Here is a 15,895-nt window from a genome sequence, read left to right on the forward strand (position 1 = left end):
CACGGCCGCGGTGCGGGTAGCTCTAACAGCGTACGTTGCGAGGCATCATGAACGCCCCCATTCAAGGAACCGTCTACCCCGTCCTGCCACTGCGCGACATCGTCGTGTTTCCCGGCATGATCGTCCCGCTCTTCGTCGGCCGCGAAAAGAGCGTCAAGGCGCTCGAAGAGGTCATGAAGGACGACAAGCAGATCCTGCTGATCGCCCAGAAGAATGCCAGCCAGGACGATCCCGGCCCCGACGATATCTATTCGATTGGCACACTCGGCACCGTGCTGCAGCTCCTGAAGCTGCCGGACGACACCGTGAAGGTGCTGGTCGAAGGTGGCCGCCGCGTGCGTGTCACCGGCTACAGCGACCGTGCCGATTTCTTCGAAGCGCGTGCTGTCGACATGGAGGAAGCGCCGGGTGAGTCGGCTGAACTCCAAGCCGCTGCGCGCACCGTGGTCTCGGAATTCGAGAATTACGTGAAGCTGAACAAGAAGGTGCCGCCCGAGGTCGTCGTCTCGATCAACAAGATCGAAGAGCCGACCAAGCTCGCCGACACCATCTCCGCACACTTGGCGCTGAAGGTCGCCGAGAAGCAGCAGCTTCTCGAACTCGACTCAGTGTCCAAGCGGCTGGAGCGCATTCTCGGCCTGATGGAAGGCGAGATCGGCGTGTTGCAGGTCGAGAAGAAGATCCGCAACCGCGTGAAGCGTCAGATGGAGAAGACGCAGCGCGAGTATTATCTCAATGAGCAGATGAAGGCGATCCAGAAGGAGCTGGGCGAGACCGAAGACGGTCGCGACGAGGTTTCCGAACTGGAGAAGCGCATCAAGAAGACGCGGCTCAGCAAGGAGGCACGCGAGAAGGCCAATGCCGAGCTGAAGAAGCTCCGGACCATGAGCCCGATGTCGGCCGAGGCGACGGTGGTGCGGAACTACCTCGACTGGCTGCTGTCGATTCCGTGGCGCAAGCCGACCAAGATCATCAAGGATCTGAAGTACGCCGAGGACATTCTCAACGCCGATCATCACGGCCTCGAGAAGGTGAAGGAGCGCATCCTCGAGTACCTCGCGGTGCAGCAACGCGTCGACAAGATGAAGGGGCCGATCCTGTGCCTCGTCGGACCGCCGGGCGTCGGCAAGACCTCGCTGGGCAAGTCGATCGCCAAGGCGACGGGCCGCAACTTCGTTCGCATGTCGCTGGGCGGCGTGCGCGACGAGGCCGAGATTCGTGGCCATCGCCGGACCTACATCGGCTCGCTGCCGGGCAAGGTCATCCAGAGCATGAAGAAGGCGAAGTCGTCGAACCCGCTCTTCCTGCTCGACGAGATCGACAAGCTCGGTGCGGATTTCCGTGGCGACCCGTCGTCGGCTCTGCTCGAGGTTCTGGATCCCGAACAGAACACGTCATTCAACGACCATTACCTCGAAGTCGATTACGACCTGTCGAACGTGATGTTCATCACCACGGCGAACTCGCTGCGGATGGCGCAGCCGCTGATGGACCGCATGGAGATCATCCGGCTGGCCGGCTACACCGAGGATGAGAAGGTCGCGATCTCGCGCAAGCATCTCATTCCCAAGCAGATCGAAGCGAACGGTCTCAAGGAAGGCGAGCTCGACATTCACGACGACGCGGTGCGCGATCTCGTGCGCTACTACACGCGCGAGGCCGGTGTCCGTAACCTCGAACGTGAGATTGCCAATCTTGCCCGCAAGGCCACCAAGGAAATCCTCATGAAGGGGACGACCAAGGTGAAGATCGGCCGCAAGAACCTCGACAAGTATGCCGGCGTCCGTCGCTTCCGCTACGGCGAGGCAGAGCTCGAGGATCTAGTGGGCATCACGACCGGTCTGGCCTGGACCGAGGTCGGCGGCGAGTTGCTGCAGATCGAGGCCGTGCTGGTCCCGGGCCGCGGGCGGGTCACCGTCACCGGCAAGCTGGGTGACGTCATGCAGGAGTCGGTGCAGGCGGCCAATGCCTATGTCCGCTCTCGTGCGGCGGCATTCGGTATCAAGCCGAACATCTTCGAGAAGCGCGACATCCATGTGCACGTGCCGGAAGGCGCGACGCCCAAGGATGGTCCGTCGGCTGGCGTCGGCATGATCACTTCGATCGTCTCGGCGCTCACCGGTGTGGCGGTGCGCAAGGATGTGGCCATGACCGGTGAGATCAGCCTGCGTGGCCGGGTCTTGCCGATCGGCGGTCTGAAGGAAAAGCTGCTGGCGGCGTTGCGCGGCGGTCTCAAGACCGTGCTCATTCCCAAGGAGAACGAGCGCGATCTGCCGGAGATTCCGGACAACGTGAAGAAGGGACTGGAGATCGTACCGGTTTCGACCGTGGACGAGGTTCTGGCCCGGGCATTGGTGGAGCCGTTGGTCGCCATTGAATGGCCGAACGACCTCGAGACGGTCGCGGCCAAGCCGGCGGAGGGCAGCGAGGCCATCCGGGCGCACTGAACCAGCTCAATCCTGAACGAATAGGCGAAGCCCTGGAGCAATCCGGGGCTTCGTTGCGTCTGGACCCAATCCATGTGGGTTTAGGCCTGCCAAACCTACAAAATGTGGTATTCAACGTTGACGTTGTTTTCGGGCCGCCCTTACACTTGGGCCGCCGGACCATGCAGGGGCTCGCCGTGAATAAGCACGATTTGATCGCCGCCGTTGCCGCTTCGACCAACCTTTCGAAGGTCGATGCTGCGAATGCCATCGATTCCGTTCTGACGGTCATAACCAAGTCGTTGAAGAAGAAGGAAAAGGTGCTGCTGGTGGGGTTCGGGACGTTCCAAGTGTCCAAACGCAAGGCGAGTGAAGGACGTAACCCGCAGACTGGCGAGAAGATCAAGATTCCGGCCGCCATCGTGCCGCGCTTCAAGGCGAGCAAAGCCCTGAAGGATGCGATCAACTAGGGCGCGACCGGCGCGCACGTGCTAGGAAAGCTACGGGGGCGATTAGCTCAGTTGGTAGAGCATCTCGTTTACACCGAGGTTGTCGGCGGTTCGAGTCCGTCATCGCCCACCATTGTTTCGCACGGCGCGGAAAGTATTGAGAAATCTGGCACTTACGCACGACTTCGCGAGTGCGGTATGCTTGACACCCCATAGGGGCTCCTATATCTCTCCGCGCGCCGTTGGGGGCTATTGCGGGCGTAGTTCAGTTGGTTAGAACGCCGGCCTGTCACGCCGGAGGTCGCGGGTTCGAGTCCCGTCGCTCGCGCCAGCCCCAACGCTGGCAGCCCACAAAAACGGGGCGCAAGGGGTGGCGATGGAAGCTCTTCTCACGGAATACCTTCCGATCCTGATCTTCCTTGGCCTCGCTTTTGCGCTGACGTGCGCCATGATCGGCGGGTCCTATCTGATCGCCCGCCAGAATCCGAACTCGGAAAAGCTGTCGCCCTTCGAGTGCGGCTTCGCCCCGTTCGATGATGCGCGCGGCCAGTTCGATGTGCGCTTCTATCTGGTCGCCATCCTTTTCATCATCTTCGATCTTGAAGTCGCGTTCCTGTTTCCCTGGGCGGTTGCGCTCGGTGACATCGGTCTGTTCGGTTTCTGGTCGATGATGCTCTTTCTGGCCGTTCTCACCGTTGGTTTCATATACGAGTGGCGGAAAGGAGCCCTGGAATGGGAGTGATAACTCCAGCCAAGCCCAACAGCGCCGCTGAAGCGGCACTGTCGCGGGCGCTCAACGACGAGCTGGCCGATAAGGGTTTCGTCGTCGCCCAGCTCGACAAGCTGATCACCTGGGCGCGTACCGGCTCGATGTGGGGCCTGACCTTCGGTCTCGCCTGTTGCGGCGTCGAGATGATCCATTGCTGGATGAGCCGTTACGATCTCGATCGCTTCGGCTTTGCGCCGATGCCGAGCCCGCGTGCGGCTGACGTCATGATCGTGGCGGGAACGCTGACCAACAAGATGGCGCCGGCGCTGCGCAAGGTCTACGACCAGATGGCCGAGCCGCGCTACGTGATCTCGATGGGATCGTGCGCCAACGGGGGCGGCTACTACCACTACAGCTACTCTGTCGTGCGCGGCTGCGATCGTATCGTCCCGGTCGATGTCTATGTGCCGGGCTGCCCACCGACTGCCGAAGCGCTGCTTTACGGCGTACTGCAGCTTCAGAAGAAGGTCCGCCGCACCGGAACATTGGTGCGCTGATGGCCGATACTCTGACGGAACTCGGAGAGCATATCGCGCAGGCGACCTCAGGTGCAGTGACCGCGCAGCAGGTACGCCTCGAAGAGTTGATGCTGGAAACCACGGCCGACAAGGTGGTCGCGCTGCTGACCTTCTTGCGTGACGATCCCAAGTGCCTGTTCAAGCAGCTCATCGATATTTGCGGCGTCGACTGGCCGGAGCGGGAGAAGCGTTTCGACGTCGTCTACAATCTGCTGAGCCTTAAGAACAACCTGCGCATCCGCTTGAAAGTGGCAACGGATGAGACGACGCCGGTGCCCTCAGCCGCCTCGGTCTACAGCTCGGCCGGCTGGTTCGAGCGCGAGACCTATGACCTCTATGGCGTGTGGTTCTCCGATCATCCCGATCTGCGCCGCATCCTGACCGACTACGGTTTCGAAGGACATCCGCTGCGCAAGGACTTCCCGCTGACGGGCTTCGTCGAGCTGCGGTGGGACGATGTGCAGAAGCGCGTGATCTACGAGCCGGTGAAGCTCGCCCAGGAGTTCCGCCGCTTCGATTTCCTGAGCCCCTGGGAAGGCGGCATCGATCGCGTGCTGCCGGGTGACGAGAAGGCGACGAAGGCGAGCTGACATGTCCGACGTCGAGATCAAAACCCTCACGATGAACTTCGGACCGCAGCATCCTGCGGCCCACGGTGTGCTACGCCTCGTTGTCGAAATGGACGGCGAGATCGTCGAGCGCTGCGATCCGCATATCGGTCTGCTGCACCGCGGCACCGAGAAGCTGATCGAGTACAAGAGCTACCTGCAGGCGGTGCCGTACTTCGACCGGCTCGACTACGTCTCGCCGATGAACCAGGAGCATGCCTACGCACTTGCCGTCGAGAAGCTGCTGGGCATCCAGGCGCCGGAGCGGGGGCAGTACATCCGTGTGCTGTTCTCCGAGATCACGCGCATCCTGAACCATCTGCTGAACGTCACGACCTTCGCGATGGACGTCGGTGCATTGACGCCGCCGCTCTGGGGCTTCGAGCAGCGCGAGCTGCTGATGGAGTATTACGAGCAGGTCAGCGGCTCGCGTATGCACGCAGCTTATTTCCGGCCGGGCGGCGTTCATCAGGATCTGCCGGCGGGCATGCTCGACTCGATGGACGGTTGGATCAAGCAGTTCTACCCGTTCATGAAGGACATCGAGTATCTGCTGAACGAGAACCGCATCTTCCGTCAGCGCACGGTCGATATCGGCGTGGTGTCGGAGCAGCAGGCGCTCGACTGGGGGTTCTCCGGTCCGTTGATCCGCGCGTCTGGCATCCCATGGGATCTGCGCAAGTCACAGCCTTACGATGTCTACGACCGCATGGATTTCGACATTCCGGTCGGCAAGACTGGCGACTGCTTCGCGCGTTATCTCGTCCGCATCGAGGAGATGTACCAGAGCGTGCGGATCATGGAGCAGTGCATTGCGGCGCTCCGCAAGGTCGGCGGCCCGGTGCGTGTCGACGATCGCAAGATCTCTCCGCCGCGTCGTGGCGAGATGAAGGACTCTATGGAGGCCCTCATTCACCACTTCAAGCTCTACACCGAGGGCTACAAGGTCCCGGCCGGCGAGACCTACACGGCCGTCGAAGCGCCCAAGGGCGAATTCGGCGTCTATTTGGTGTCCGACGGCACCAACAAGCCATACCGCTGCAAGATCCGCGCTCCGGGTTTCCCGCACTTGCAGGCGCTCGACATGATGACCAAGGGCCACCAGCTCGCCGACATGTCGGCGAACATCGGTTCGCTCGACATCGTGTTCGGCGAGATCGACCGCTAGGAGACGACAAGATGGCGATGATCACCGCCGATCCGAAGGACGTGCCTCAGGTCGCGCACTTCGCCTTCACGCCGGAATATATGGCGAAGGTGCAGGAGCTGATTGCGCACTATCCGCCGGGCCGTCAGGCCAGCGCCGTCATCGGCGTGCTGGACCTCGCGCAGCGCCAACAGGGTTGGTTGCCGCGCGTGGCGATGAACGAGGTGGCGAGGCTTCTCGATATGGCGCCGATCCGCGTCTACGAGATCGCGACCTTCTATACGATGTTCCAGCTCAAGCCGAAGGGTAAGTACCTGCTGCAGGTCTGCACCACGACGCCGTGCTGGCTGCGTGGTTCTGAAGCTGTGATGAAGGCGTGCCAGCATGCCGCCGACGGCGAAACCTTCAGCGTGCAGGAAGTCGAGTGCCTCGGTGGCTGCGTGAATGCGCCGGTGGTGCAGATCAACGACGACTTCTATGAAGACCTCGACGAGGCTTCGATGAACAAGGTGCTCGACGCGTTCCGCCGCGGCGAGACGCCGAAGCCCGGACCGCAGGTCGACCGTCAGACCTCGGCGCCGGAAGGCGGCCTCACCACCTTGAAGGGCGAGTAAAACGATGCTCGGCGACAAGGACCGTATCTTCACCAACCTCTACGGCGTCCACGATTGGCGCCTGGCTGGCGCCCGTGCACGCGGCGCCTGGGACAACACCAAGGCGCTGATCGAGCGCGGCCACGACGCCATCATCGACGAGATGAAGAAGTCGGGCCTACGTGGCCGTGGCGGCGCCGGCTTCCCGACCGGCATGAAGTGGTCCTTCATGCCCAAGGAAGTGAAGGACCGGCCGCACTATCTCGTCGTCAACGCCGACGAGTCAGAGCCCGGCACCTGCAAAGATCGCGACATCATGCGTCACGATCCGCATCTTCTTGTCGAGGGCTGTCTGATCGCGGGCTTCGCGATGCGCGCCCACGCCGGCTACATCTATGTGCGCGGCGAGTTCTACAACGAGGCGCAGAACCTCATCGCCGCGATCAAGGAAGCCTATGACGCGGGCCTGCTCGGCAAGAATGCTTGCGGCTCGGGCTGGGATTTCGACCTCTACGTCCATCGCGGCGCTGGCGCCTATATTTGTGGCGAGGAAACCGCACTTCTCGAGAGCCTCGAAGGCAAGAAGGGCATGCCGCGCCTGAAGCCGCCGTTTCCGGCCGGCGCTGGTCTCTATGGCTGCCCAACGACGGTGAATAATGTCGAGTCGATAGCGGTTGCGCCGACGATCCTGCGCCGCGGCGCGGCCTGGTTCGCGGGTATCGGTCGTCCGAACAACACGGGCACCAAGCTCTTCTGCATCTCCGGCCACGTGAACAAGCCGTGCAACGTGGAAGAGGAGATGGGGATTCCTCTTAAGGAGCTCATCGATCGCCATTGCGGGGGCGTGCGCGGCGGCTGGGACAATCTGCTCGCCGTGATTCCGGGCGGCGCGTCAGTGCCGCTGCTGCCAAAGTCGATTTGCGATACGGTCCTGATGGATTTCGACTCGCTGCGCGACCAGAAGTCGGGCCTCGGCACGGCCGCAGTCATCGTCATGGACAAGTCGACCGACGTCGTGAAGGCGATCGCGCGGCTCAGCTACTTCTACAAACACGAGAGCTGCGGCCAGTGCACGCCGTGCCGCGAAGGCACCGGCTGGATGTGGCGCGTGATGGAACGCATGGTGACGGGCAACGCGCGCCTCGAAGAGATCGACGCGCTCGAGGACGTCACCAAGCAGGTCGAAGGACATACGATCTGCGCGCTGGGCGACGCGGCAGCATGGCCGATCCAGGGCCTGATCCGCCATTTCCGGCCCGAGATGGAGCGCCGCATCCGCGCGCGCACCGAAAAACTGGCGGCCGAGTAGGCGGGCGGGGAGTAGGCAATGCCCAAGGTAAAAATCGACGGCGTCGAGATCGAGGTGCCGGCCGGCATCACGGTCCTGCAGGCCTGCGAACTGGCAGGCGTCGAGATCCCGCGCTTCTGCTACCACGAGCGCCTGTCGATCGCCGGCAACTGCCGCATGTGCCTGGTCGAGGTTAAGCCCGGCCCACCGAAGCCGCAGGCGAGCTGCGCGCTGCCGGTTGCCGACAAGCAGGAGATCTTCACCAAGACGCCGGTCGTGCAGAAGGCGCGCAACGGCGTGATGGAATTCCTGTTGATCAACCATCCGCTTGACTGCCCGATCTGCGATCAGGGCGGCGAGTGCGATCTGCAGGATCAGGCGATGGCCTACGGCTTCGACCGCAGCCGCTATCACGAAAACAAGCGGGCGGTGCCGGACAAGGAACTGGGCCCGCTGGTCAAGACGTCGATGAACCGCTGCATCCATTGCACGCGCTGCATCCGCTTCGCGACCGAAGTTGCGGGTGTCGAAGAGCTGGGTGCGACCGGCCGCGGTGAGAGCATGGAAGTGACGACTTACGTCGAGCACGCGCTGTCGACCGAGCTTGCCGGCAACCTGGTCGATCTCTGCCCGGTGGGCGCGCTGACCTCCAAGCCTTACGCCTTCGAGGCGCGGTCGTGGGAACTGACCAAGACCGAATCGATCGACGTGCTGGACGGGCTCGGCGCCAACATCCGCGTCGACACGCGCGGGGCGCAGGTGATGCGCGTGCTGCCGCGGTTGAACGACGACGTGAACGAGGAGTGGATCTCCGACAAGACCCGGCACGCAATCGACGGCCTGCGCCACCAGCGGCTCGACCGTCCTTATGTGCGCAAGGGCGGCAAGCTGGTCGAAGCGACCTGGGATGAGGCGTTCGGGGCGATCACGGCCAGGCTCAAGGGCATGGACGGCGCCAAGATCGCGGCCATCGCGGGCGACCAGTGCGATGCCGAATCCATGGTGGCGCTCAAGGACCTGATGACGGCGCTTGGCTCGTCCAACATCGATTGCCGCCAGGATGGTGCCAAGCTTGACGGTCCACGCGGCAGCTACATCTTCAATGCCGGCGTGCATGGCATCGACTCCGCCGATGCGATCCTGCTGATCGGCAGCAATCCGCGCACCGAATCGCCGGTCCTGAACGCACGTATTCGCAAGCGCTACCTGCATGGTCATCATTGTGCGATCGGCAGCATCGGCCCGGCAGCCGACCTCACCTATCCGGTGGAGCGTCTCGGCGCTGGTCCTGCGACCCTGCGCGAACTGGTCGATGGCAAGCTTGGCTTCTTCGAAAAGCTGAAGGCAGCCAGGAACCCGCTGATCATCGTCGGCATGGGTGCCGTTGCTCGCGAAGACGGCGCAGCCGTGCTCGCCATGGCACGTGAGTTGGCCGAGAAGCTGAATGCCGTCCGCGAGGACTGGAACGGCTTTGCCGTCCTGCACACGACGGCAGCGCGCGTCGGCGGCCTCGATCTCGGCCTGGTGCCGGGTGAGGGTGGCCGTGACGTGGCCGGCATTCTTGCGGGCTGCGAGAAGGGCGAGATCGGCGCGGTCTATCTGCTGGCCGCGGACGAGATCGACACCAAGCGGCTCGGCAAGGCGTTCGTGATCTACCAGGGCCATCATGGCGATGCCGGCGCGCATCGCGCTGACGTGATCCTGCCGGGGGCGGCGTATACCGAGAAGCCCGGAACCTATGTGAACACCGAGGGCCGCGTTCAGCTGGGCCGTCGCGCCGGCTATCCGCCGGGTGACGCCCGCGAAGATTGGGCGATCCTTCGCGCACTCTCCGAGCGGCTGGGCAAGACGCTCTCCTACGATACGCTGGCCCAGGTGCGGTCGCGCCTCGTTTCAATCAACAAGGCCTTTGCCGCCATCGATCAGCAGGCCCCTGGTGCCTGGGGTGCGTTCGGCAAGGCTGGGGCCACGACCGACGCGCCGTTCGTCGCGGCGATTGCCAATTTCTACATGACCTGCCCGATCAGCCGCGCCTCGCGGACGATGGCAGAGTGCATGGCGTCTCGCGCGCAACTCATGGCGGCGGAGTAGGGAATGTACGCCGACCTGATCCAATTCTTCACGACCAACTGGCTGGGCCAGGCGATTGTCATTCTCGCCCAGTGCCTCGCCGTCACTGTGCCGTTGCTCGTGGCTGTGGCCTATATGACCTACGTCGACCGCAAGGTCTGGGCCTCGATCCAGCTCCGTCGCGGTCCCAACGTGGTAGGCCCGTTCGGCTTGCTGCAGCCCTTCGCTGACGGTCTGAAGCTCGTTCTGAAAGAGACCATCGTTCCCTCGAGCGCCAACGGTGTGCTGTTCATCGTGGCGCCGATGATCACCTTCATGACCGCTTTGGTCGCCTGGGCGGTCGTACCGTTCGACGATGGCTGGGTCATCGCCGACATCAACGTCGGCATCCTCTATCTCTTCGCCATCTCTTCGCTCGGCGTTTACGGCATCATCATCGCGGGTTGGGCATCGAACTCGAAGTACGCCTTTCTCGGCGCCCTGCGCTCGGCAGCGCAGATGGTGTCCTATGAAGTCTCGATCGGCTTCGTACTGGTCACCGTTATGCTCTGCGTCGGCTCGCTCAACCTCTCGGAGGTGGTGCTCGCGCAGTCCGGCTGGTTCTGGAGCTGGTTCTGGCTGCCGCTGTTGCCGATGTTCGTGATCTTCTTCGTGTCGGCCCTGGCTGAGACCAACCGTACGCCGTTCGATCTGCCGATGTCGGAAGCCGAGCTGGTGGCGGGGTTCCACACTGAATACTCGGCCATGACCTTCGGCCTGTTCTTCCTCGGCGAATACGCCAACATGATCTTGCTCTCGGCGATGGGCGCGGTGTTGTTCCTCGGTGGCTGGATGTCGCCGGTACCCTACGCGCCCTTCACCCTGGTGCCAGGTGTCGTGTGGTTTGCCCTCAAGATCGCGTTTCTGCTGTTCGTCTTCAGCTGGACCAAGGGAACGCTGCCCCGTTACCGTTACGACCAGCTCATGCGGCTGGGCTGGAAAGTCTTCCTGCCCGTGTCGCTTGGCTGGCTCGTCCTCACCGCCGCTGTTCTGCAGTTCGGCGGCTGGGTTCCGAAGCACTAGGGAGTCGCACAATGGCCTCTCTCGACCGTACCGCCCGCGCTTTCCTGCTCTCCGAGCTGGTGGCCGGCTTCGCACTCACCTTGAAGTACATGTTCAAACCCAAGGTGACGGTGAATTACCCTTACGAGAAGGGACCGCTCAGCCCGCGGTTCCGCGGCGAGCATGCGCTGCGCCGATATCCGAACGGCGAAGAACGCTGCATCGCATGCAAGCTTTGCGAGGCGATCTGCCCGGCGCAGGCCATTACCATCGAGGCCGAGCCGCGTGACGACGGCAGCCGCCGCACGACGCGTTACGATATCGACATGACCAAGTGCATCTACTGCGGCTTCTGCCAGGAAGCCTGCCCGGTCGATGCCATCGTCGAGGGGCCGAACTTCGAGTTCTCGACGGAGACTCGCGAGGAGCTCATGTACAACAAGGACAAGCTGCTCGCGAACGGCGACCGCTGGGAGAGCCTGATTGCGGCCAATCTCCAGTCCGACGCGGCGTATCGCTGAGCCGGGCAGGGGGAGAAACAGAACATGCTGCTCCAGGCTCTGGCCTTCTATGTCTTCGCGACGGTGACGGTCGCCTCGGCCGCCATGGTCGTGGTGTCACGCAACCCGGTCTATTCGGTGTTGTTCCTGATCTTGGCCTTCTTCAACGCGGCCGCATTGTTCGTCCTGATCGGTGCTGAGTTCATCGCGATGATCCTGGTCATCGTCTATGTCGGCGCGGTCGCGGTGCTCTTCCTGTTCGTTGTGATGATGCTCGACATCAATCTCACCGAGATACGCGAAGGCTTCCTGAAGTATTTGCCGGTTGGTGCTGCGATCGGCGTGGTTCTGCTGGCTGAGATCCTGCTGGGGCTGGGCGTGCTGGGCGGTGGCTCGGTGACGATTGCTGGCCTCGACAAGGCGGGCGCCCAGGTGCTGGCGGTCGACAATACCCGGGCCATCGGCCGGGTTCTCTATACGCAGTACTTCTACCTCTTCCAGGTCGCAGGCATCGTGCTGTTGGTCGCCATGATCGGCGCCATCGTGCTCACCTTGCGCAGCCGGCCGGGCGTACGCCGCCAAAAGATCAGCGACCAGCTCTACCGGCCGAAGGATCAGGCGGTCACGGTCGTCAAGGTGCCGACGCGGGGAGGCGTGTGATGACGATCGGTCTCGGCCACTACCTCGCCGTCGCAGCGGTGCTGTTCACTCTCGGCATTCTGGGCATCTTCCTGAACCGCAAGAACGTCATCGTCATCCTGATGTGCGTCGAGCTGATGCTGCTCGCCGTCAATATCAACCTCGTGGCGTTTTCGGTCTTCCAGGGCAACGTGGTTGGCCAGGTCTTCGCCATGCTGGTGCTGACGGTGGCCGCCGCGGAGGCAGCCATCGGGCTTGCCATCCTGGTGGTCTACTTCCGAAACCGCGGAACGATCGCGGTCGAAGACATCAATGCGATGAAGGGCTAGGGGCGCGTACGCATCATGGATCTCGCCATCAAGCTCATCGTTTTCCTGCCGCTGGTCGCGGCAGCGATTGCGGGCCTGTTCTGCCGGGTGATCGGTGATCGCCCCGCCCAGATCGTTACCTGCGCCGCGCTCCTGATTGCCGCTGCGCTCTCAATATTCGTCTTCATCCGCATCGGCTTCGGCCCGGCGGACAGCAAGCTCTTCGTGGTGAAGCTGTTCTCCTGGATCGATTCGGGCACGCTCGACATCGCCTGGGCACTGCGCGTCGATACGCTGACGGCGGTCATGCTGATCGTGGTCACCGGCGTGTCGTCGATGGTCCACGTCTACTCCATCGGCTACATGGAGGACGATCCCAGCATTCCGCGCTTCATGGCGTATCTCAGCCTGTTCACCTTCTTCATGCTGATGCTGGTGACAGCGGATAACCTGGTGCAGCTCTTCTTCGGCTGGGAAGGGGTGGGCCTCGCCTCGTACCTGCTGATCGGCTTCTGGTACGATAAGCCGTCAGCCAATGCCGCGGCCATGAAGGCCTTCATCGTGAACCGCGTCGGAGATTTCGGCTTCGCGCTGGGCATCTTCGCGGTCTGGATGCTGTCGGGCTCGGTGGGCTTCGAGGAAATCTTCGGCAAGGCGCCGCAGATGGCCCAGATGCGCATCGAGTTCCTCGGTATGGACCTGCCGGCGCTGGAGACGGCCTGCCTGCTGCTGTTCGTGGGCGCCATGGGTAAGTCGGCCCAGCTTGGCCTCCACACCTGGCTGCCGGATGCCATGGAAGGCCCGACCCCGGTTTCCGCCCTGATCCACGCCGCAACGATGGTGACCGCCGGCGTGTTCATGGTCTGCCGCCTGTCGCCGCTCTTTGAGCTGGCACCCATCGCCCTGATGGTCGTGACCATCATCGGTGCGGCGACAGCGTTCTTCGCCGCCACGGTCGGTCTCACCCAGTTCGACATCAAGCGGGTGGTTGCCTATTCGACCTGCAGCCAGCTCGGCTACATGTTCTTCGCGTGCGGCGTCGGCGCCTATTCGGCTGCGATGTTCCACCTGATGACCCACGCCTTCTTCAAGGCACTGCTGTTCCTGGGGTCGGGCTCGGTGATCCATTGCCTGCATCACGAGCAGGACATGCGCCAGATGGGCGGCGTGAAGGAGAAGGCGCCACAGACCTTCATCCTCATGTGGGTCGGCACGCTGGCGCTGTCGGGCATCGGCATCCCGTTCCTGCTGGGCAACGGCCTGGGCTTCGCAGGCTTCTACTCCAAGGACATCATGCTGGAGTCGGCTTACGGCGTGCACACGACCGTCGGCCTGATCGCCTTCTGGCTGGGCGCGATCGCGGCCTTCATGACGGCCTTCTATTCGACGCGCCTGATGTTCATGACCTTCTACGGCAAGTATCGCGGCGATCACCATACCTGGGATCACGCGCACGAATCGCCGATGGTCATGTTGATCCCGCTCTATGTGCTGGGAATCGGCGCGGCATTCTCGGGTCTGATCGCTTACGACTGGTTCGTCGGCCATGATTGGCAGGCCTTCTGGGGCAACGCCATCGCCGTGAAGTCAACCGAAGAGGTTCTGCATCACGCGCACGCCGTACCGCTGTGGGTGAAGCTGCTGCCGCTGGTGATGGCCGTGTCCGGCATCCTGCTCAGCTACTACTACTACATCGTGAAGACGGACCTGCCGGCGCGCACCGTAAAGACCTTCCCGGGCCTGCACGCCCTGTTCTTCAACAAGTGGTACTTCGACGAGATCTACGAGGCCGTCTTCGTGAAGCCGGCGCTGGCGATCGGCCGTATCTTCTGGAAGAAGGGCGATGGCGCGACCATCGACGGGCTCGGGCCGGACAATATCGCTGCCCGCGCGCAGGACATGGCGGGTGTCCTGATGCGCTTCCAGAGCGGCTATCTCTATCACTACGCGTTCGTGATGCTGGTCGGTGTCGCCGGTCTCGTCACCTATTTCATGCTGTCGGCGAGGTAAGGCCCGATGTCGAGTTGGCCCATCCTCTCCTTGATCACGTTCCTGCCGCTGGTGGGGGCGCTGTTCTGCCTGGTCGTGAACGGTCCCAAAGAGGCCGTCGACCGCAACTGCCGCAGCGTGGCGCTGCTGACGTCGCTGGTCACTTTCCTGATCTCGATCCTGCTCTGGGTGCGGTTCGATCCGACCAAGGCCGGTTTCCAGTTCGAGGAGAATCTCGCCTGGGTGCCGGCACTCAACATCGGCTACCACGTCGGCATCGACGGCATCTCGCTGTTCTTCGTGCTGCTGGCGACCTTGCTGACACCGATCTGCATCCTGGCGAGCTGGGAATCGGTGAAGGTTCGCGTCAAGGAATACATGGTCGCGTTCCTTGTGCTCGAGACCTTCATGGTCGGCATGTTCTGCGCGCTCGACCTGGCTCTGTTCTATATTTTCTTCGAAGGCGTCCTGATCCCGATGTTCCTGATCATCGGCGTGTGGGGCGGCAAGCGGCGCGTCTACGCGGCCTTCAAGTTCTTCCTCTACACACTGCTCGGCTCGGTGCTGATGCTGTTGGCCATCATCGCCATCTACTGGCATGTCGGTACGACAGACCTGCCGACGGCGATGGAGAAGCTCGACCTGCCGTTCACCTGGCAGTGCTGGCTGTGGCTGGCCTTCTTCGCCTCCTTCTCGGTGAAGGTGCCGATGTGGCCGGTCCATACCTGGCTGCCCGACGCCCACGTCGAGGCGCCGACGGCAGGCTCGGTGATCCTGGCCGGTGTGTTGCTGAAGATGGGCGGGTACGGCTTCCTGCGTTATTCGATCCCGCTGATGCCCGAGGCGACGCAATACTTCGCGCCACTGGTCTTCGGCCTATCGATCGTCGCGGTCATCTACACCTCGCTGGTCGCGCTGGTGCAGGAGGACATGAAGAAGCTGATCGCCTATTCGTCGGTCGCCCACATGGGCTTCGTGACAATCGGCGCCTTCGTCATGAACATGCAGGGCGTCCAGGGCTCGATCTTCCAGATGCTGAGCCACGGCATCGTCTCGGCGGCGCTCTTCCTCTGCGTCGGCGTGGTTTACGACCGCATGCACACGCGTGAGATCGCGGCCTATGGCGGCCTCGTGCACCGCATGCCGCGCTATGCCTTCACCTTCCTGTTCTTCACCCTGGCGAGCGTCGGCCTGCCAGGCCTGTCGGGCTTCGTGGGTGAATTCCTGGTCCTGCTCGGCGCCTTCAAGGCCAATACCTGGGTGGCCTTCCTGGCCGCGACTGGCCTGATCCTGGGTGCGGCCTATGCACTCTGGCTTTACCGCAAGATCGTCTTCGGCGAACTCACCAAGGATTCGCTGAAGGGCATCCTTGACATGAACAAGCGCGAGATCGCCGTGTTCCTGCCGCTGGTGCTGCTGACGCTCTGGATGGGTATCCATCCTAATTCCTTCCTCGATCCGATGGCGCCGGCCGTGGACAAGCTGATCGGCGACTATCAGGCAGCTCTGAAGCTCGCCCGCACCGCGGCGTTGGTGCCGTGAGCGGCCGG

At 62.7% G+C, this 15,895-nt stretch carries 15 protein-coding genes and 2 tRNA genes; all 17 read left to right on the forward strand.

Annotated features, from left to right (window positions below; genetic code table 11):
* Nucleotides 1-47 precede the first annotated feature (47 nt).
* The 17 genes from lon to EPO50_RS04270 all read left to right on the forward strand — a co-directional run bounded on the left by lon (nucleotide 48) and on the right by EPO50_RS04270 (nucleotide 15,887).
* Complete coding sequence (lon, locus tag EPO50_RS04190) at nucleotides 48-2,447, forward strand: endopeptidase La (RefSeq protein WP_296341397.1); 2,400 nt, start codon at nucleotides 48-50, stop codon at nucleotides 2,445-2,447.
* Nucleotides 2,448-2,623: 176 nt separating this feature from the next.
* Nucleotides 2,624-2,896 (forward strand): HU family DNA-binding protein, encoded by a 273-nt coding sequence (locus EPO50_RS04195; RefSeq protein WP_296342325.1) that lies wholly within the window; start codon nucleotides 2,624-2,626, stop codon nucleotides 2,894-2,896.
* 36 nt (nucleotides 2,897-2,932) lie between these two features.
* A tRNA-Val gene (locus EPO50_RS04200) sits at nucleotides 2,933-3,008 on the forward strand.
* A 121-nt stretch (nucleotides 3,009-3,129) separates the two neighbouring features.
* Nucleotides 3,130-3,206, forward strand: a tRNA-Asp gene (locus EPO50_RS04205).
* Nucleotides 3,207-3,251: 45 nt separating this feature from the next.
* The gene (locus EPO50_RS04210; protein ID WP_020696105.1) at nucleotides 3,252-3,617 is read left to right on the forward strand and encodes an NADH-quinone oxidoreductase subunit A; all 366 of its coding nucleotides are present in this window, start codon (nucleotides 3,252-3,254) and stop codon (nucleotides 3,615-3,617) included.
* Nucleotides 3,608-4,141 (forward strand): NADH-quinone oxidoreductase subunit B family protein, encoded by a 534-nt coding sequence (locus EPO50_RS04215; RefSeq protein ID WP_296341398.1) that lies wholly within the window; start codon nucleotides 3,608-3,610, stop codon nucleotides 4,139-4,141. Before EPO50_RS04210 ends, EPO50_RS04215 begins: the two co-directional genes overlap by 10 nt.
* A complete protein-coding gene (locus tag EPO50_RS04220) occupies nucleotides 4,141-4,752 on the forward strand; it encodes an NADH-quinone oxidoreductase subunit C (RefSeq protein WP_296341399.1) in 612 nt (203 codons plus the stop codon). The genes EPO50_RS04215 and EPO50_RS04220 overlap by 1 nt, the downstream gene beginning before the upstream one ends.
* Nucleotide 4,753: 1 nt before the next feature.
* The gene (locus EPO50_RS04225) at nucleotides 4,754-5,938 is read left to right on the forward strand and encodes an NADH-quinone oxidoreductase subunit D (RefSeq protein ID WP_296341400.1); all 1,185 of its coding nucleotides are present in this window, start codon (nucleotides 4,754-4,756) and stop codon (nucleotides 5,936-5,938) included.
* Nucleotides 5,939-5,949: 11 nt separating this feature from the next.
* A complete protein-coding gene (nuoE, locus tag EPO50_RS04230; RefSeq protein WP_296341401.1) occupies nucleotides 5,950-6,531 on the forward strand; it encodes an NADH-quinone oxidoreductase subunit NuoE in 582 nt (193 codons plus the stop codon).
* A 4-nt stretch (nucleotides 6,532-6,535) separates the two neighbouring features.
* Complete coding sequence (gene nuoF, locus EPO50_RS04235) at nucleotides 6,536-7,819, forward strand: NADH-quinone oxidoreductase subunit NuoF (RefSeq protein WP_296341402.1); 1,284 nt, start codon at nucleotides 6,536-6,538, stop codon at nucleotides 7,817-7,819.
* Nucleotides 7,820-7,837: 18 nt separating this feature from the next.
* Nucleotides 7,838-9,889, forward strand: a complete 2,052-nt coding sequence (gene nuoG, locus EPO50_RS04240) for an NADH-quinone oxidoreductase subunit NuoG (RefSeq protein WP_296341403.1) — start codon at nucleotides 7,838-7,840, stop codon at nucleotides 9,887-9,889.
* Between the two features lie 15 nt (nucleotides 9,890-9,904).
* Nucleotides 9,905-10,930: an NADH-quinone oxidoreductase subunit NuoH gene (gene nuoH, locus EPO50_RS04245; RefSeq protein WP_296342327.1), complete on the forward strand. Its 1,026-nt coding sequence runs from the start codon at nucleotides 9,905-9,907 to the stop codon at nucleotides 10,928-10,930.
* Nucleotides 10,931-10,941: 11 nt separating this feature from the next.
* Complete coding sequence (gene nuoI / locus EPO50_RS04250) at nucleotides 10,942-11,430, forward strand: NADH-quinone oxidoreductase subunit NuoI (RefSeq protein ID WP_296341404.1); 489 nt, start codon at nucleotides 10,942-10,944, stop codon at nucleotides 11,428-11,430.
* 24 nt (nucleotides 11,431-11,454) lie between these two features.
* Nucleotides 11,455-12,069, forward strand: a complete 615-nt coding sequence (locus EPO50_RS04255; RefSeq protein WP_296341405.1) for an NADH-quinone oxidoreductase subunit J — start codon at nucleotides 11,455-11,457, stop codon at nucleotides 12,067-12,069.
* Nucleotides 12,069-12,377: an NADH-quinone oxidoreductase subunit NuoK gene (gene nuoK, locus EPO50_RS04260; protein WP_296341406.1), complete on the forward strand. Its 309-nt coding sequence runs from the start codon at nucleotides 12,069-12,071 to the stop codon at nucleotides 12,375-12,377. Before EPO50_RS04255 ends, nuoK begins: the two co-directional genes overlap by 1 nt.
* 15 nt (nucleotides 12,378-12,392) lie before the next feature.
* Nucleotides 12,393-14,366: an NADH-quinone oxidoreductase subunit L gene (gene nuoL / locus EPO50_RS04265; RefSeq protein ID WP_296341407.1), complete on the forward strand. Its 1,974-nt coding sequence runs from the start codon at nucleotides 12,393-12,395 to the stop codon at nucleotides 14,364-14,366.
* A gap of 6 nt (nucleotides 14,367-14,372) precedes the next feature.
* The gene (locus EPO50_RS04270) at nucleotides 14,373-15,887 is read left to right on the forward strand and encodes an NADH-quinone oxidoreductase subunit M (protein WP_296341408.1); all 1,515 of its coding nucleotides are present in this window, start codon (nucleotides 14,373-14,375) and stop codon (nucleotides 15,885-15,887) included.
* Nucleotides 15,888-15,895 lie beyond the last annotated feature (8 nt).

This window comes from Reyranella sp. (assembly GCF_004297405.1).
Taxonomy (GTDB): domain Bacteria; phylum Pseudomonadota; class Alphaproteobacteria; order Reyranellales; family Reyranellaceae; genus Reyranella.

Excerpts from the sequence above, each read along its gene's own strand:
- lon (WP_296341397.1), top strand. The coding sequence starts at position 48 with ATGAACGCCCCCATTCAAGGAACCGTCTACCCCGTCCTGCCACTGCGC.
- EPO50_RS04210 (WP_020696105.1), top strand. The coding sequence starts at position 3,252 with ATGGAAGCTCTTCTCACGGAATACCTTCCGATCCTGATCTTCCTTGGC.
- EPO50_RS04215 (WP_296341398.1), top strand. The coding sequence starts at position 3,608 with ATGGGAGTGATAACTCCAGCCAAGCCCAACAGCGCCGCTGAAGCGGCA.
- EPO50_RS04220 (WP_296341399.1), top strand. The coding sequence starts at position 4,141 with ATGGCCGATACTCTGACGGAACTCGGAGAGCATATCGCGCAGGCGACC.
- EPO50_RS04225 (WP_296341400.1), top strand. The coding sequence starts at position 4,754 with ATGTCCGACGTCGAGATCAAAACCCTCACGATGAACTTCGGACCGCAG.
- nuoE (WP_296341401.1), top strand. The coding sequence starts at position 5,950 with ATGGCGATGATCACCGCCGATCCGAAGGACGTGCCTCAGGTCGCGCAC.
- nuoF (WP_296341402.1), top strand. The coding sequence starts at position 6,536 with ATGCTCGGCGACAAGGACCGTATCTTCACCAACCTCTACGGCGTCCAC.
- nuoG (WP_296341403.1), top strand. The coding sequence starts at position 7,838 with ATGCCCAAGGTAAAAATCGACGGCGTCGAGATCGAGGTGCCGGCCGGC.
- nuoI (WP_296341404.1), top strand. The coding sequence starts at position 10,942 with ATGGCCTCTCTCGACCGTACCGCCCGCGCTTTCCTGCTCTCCGAGCTG.
- EPO50_RS04255 (WP_296341405.1), top strand. The coding sequence starts at position 11,455 with ATGCTGCTCCAGGCTCTGGCCTTCTATGTCTTCGCGACGGTGACGGTC.
- nuoK (WP_296341406.1), top strand. The coding sequence starts at position 12,069 with ATGACGATCGGTCTCGGCCACTACCTCGCCGTCGCAGCGGTGCTGTTC.
- nuoL (WP_296341407.1), top strand. The coding sequence starts at position 12,393 with ATGGATCTCGCCATCAAGCTCATCGTTTTCCTGCCGCTGGTCGCGGCA.
- EPO50_RS04270 (WP_296341408.1), top strand. The coding sequence starts at position 14,373 with ATGTCGAGTTGGCCCATCCTCTCCTTGATCACGTTCCTGCCGCTGGTG.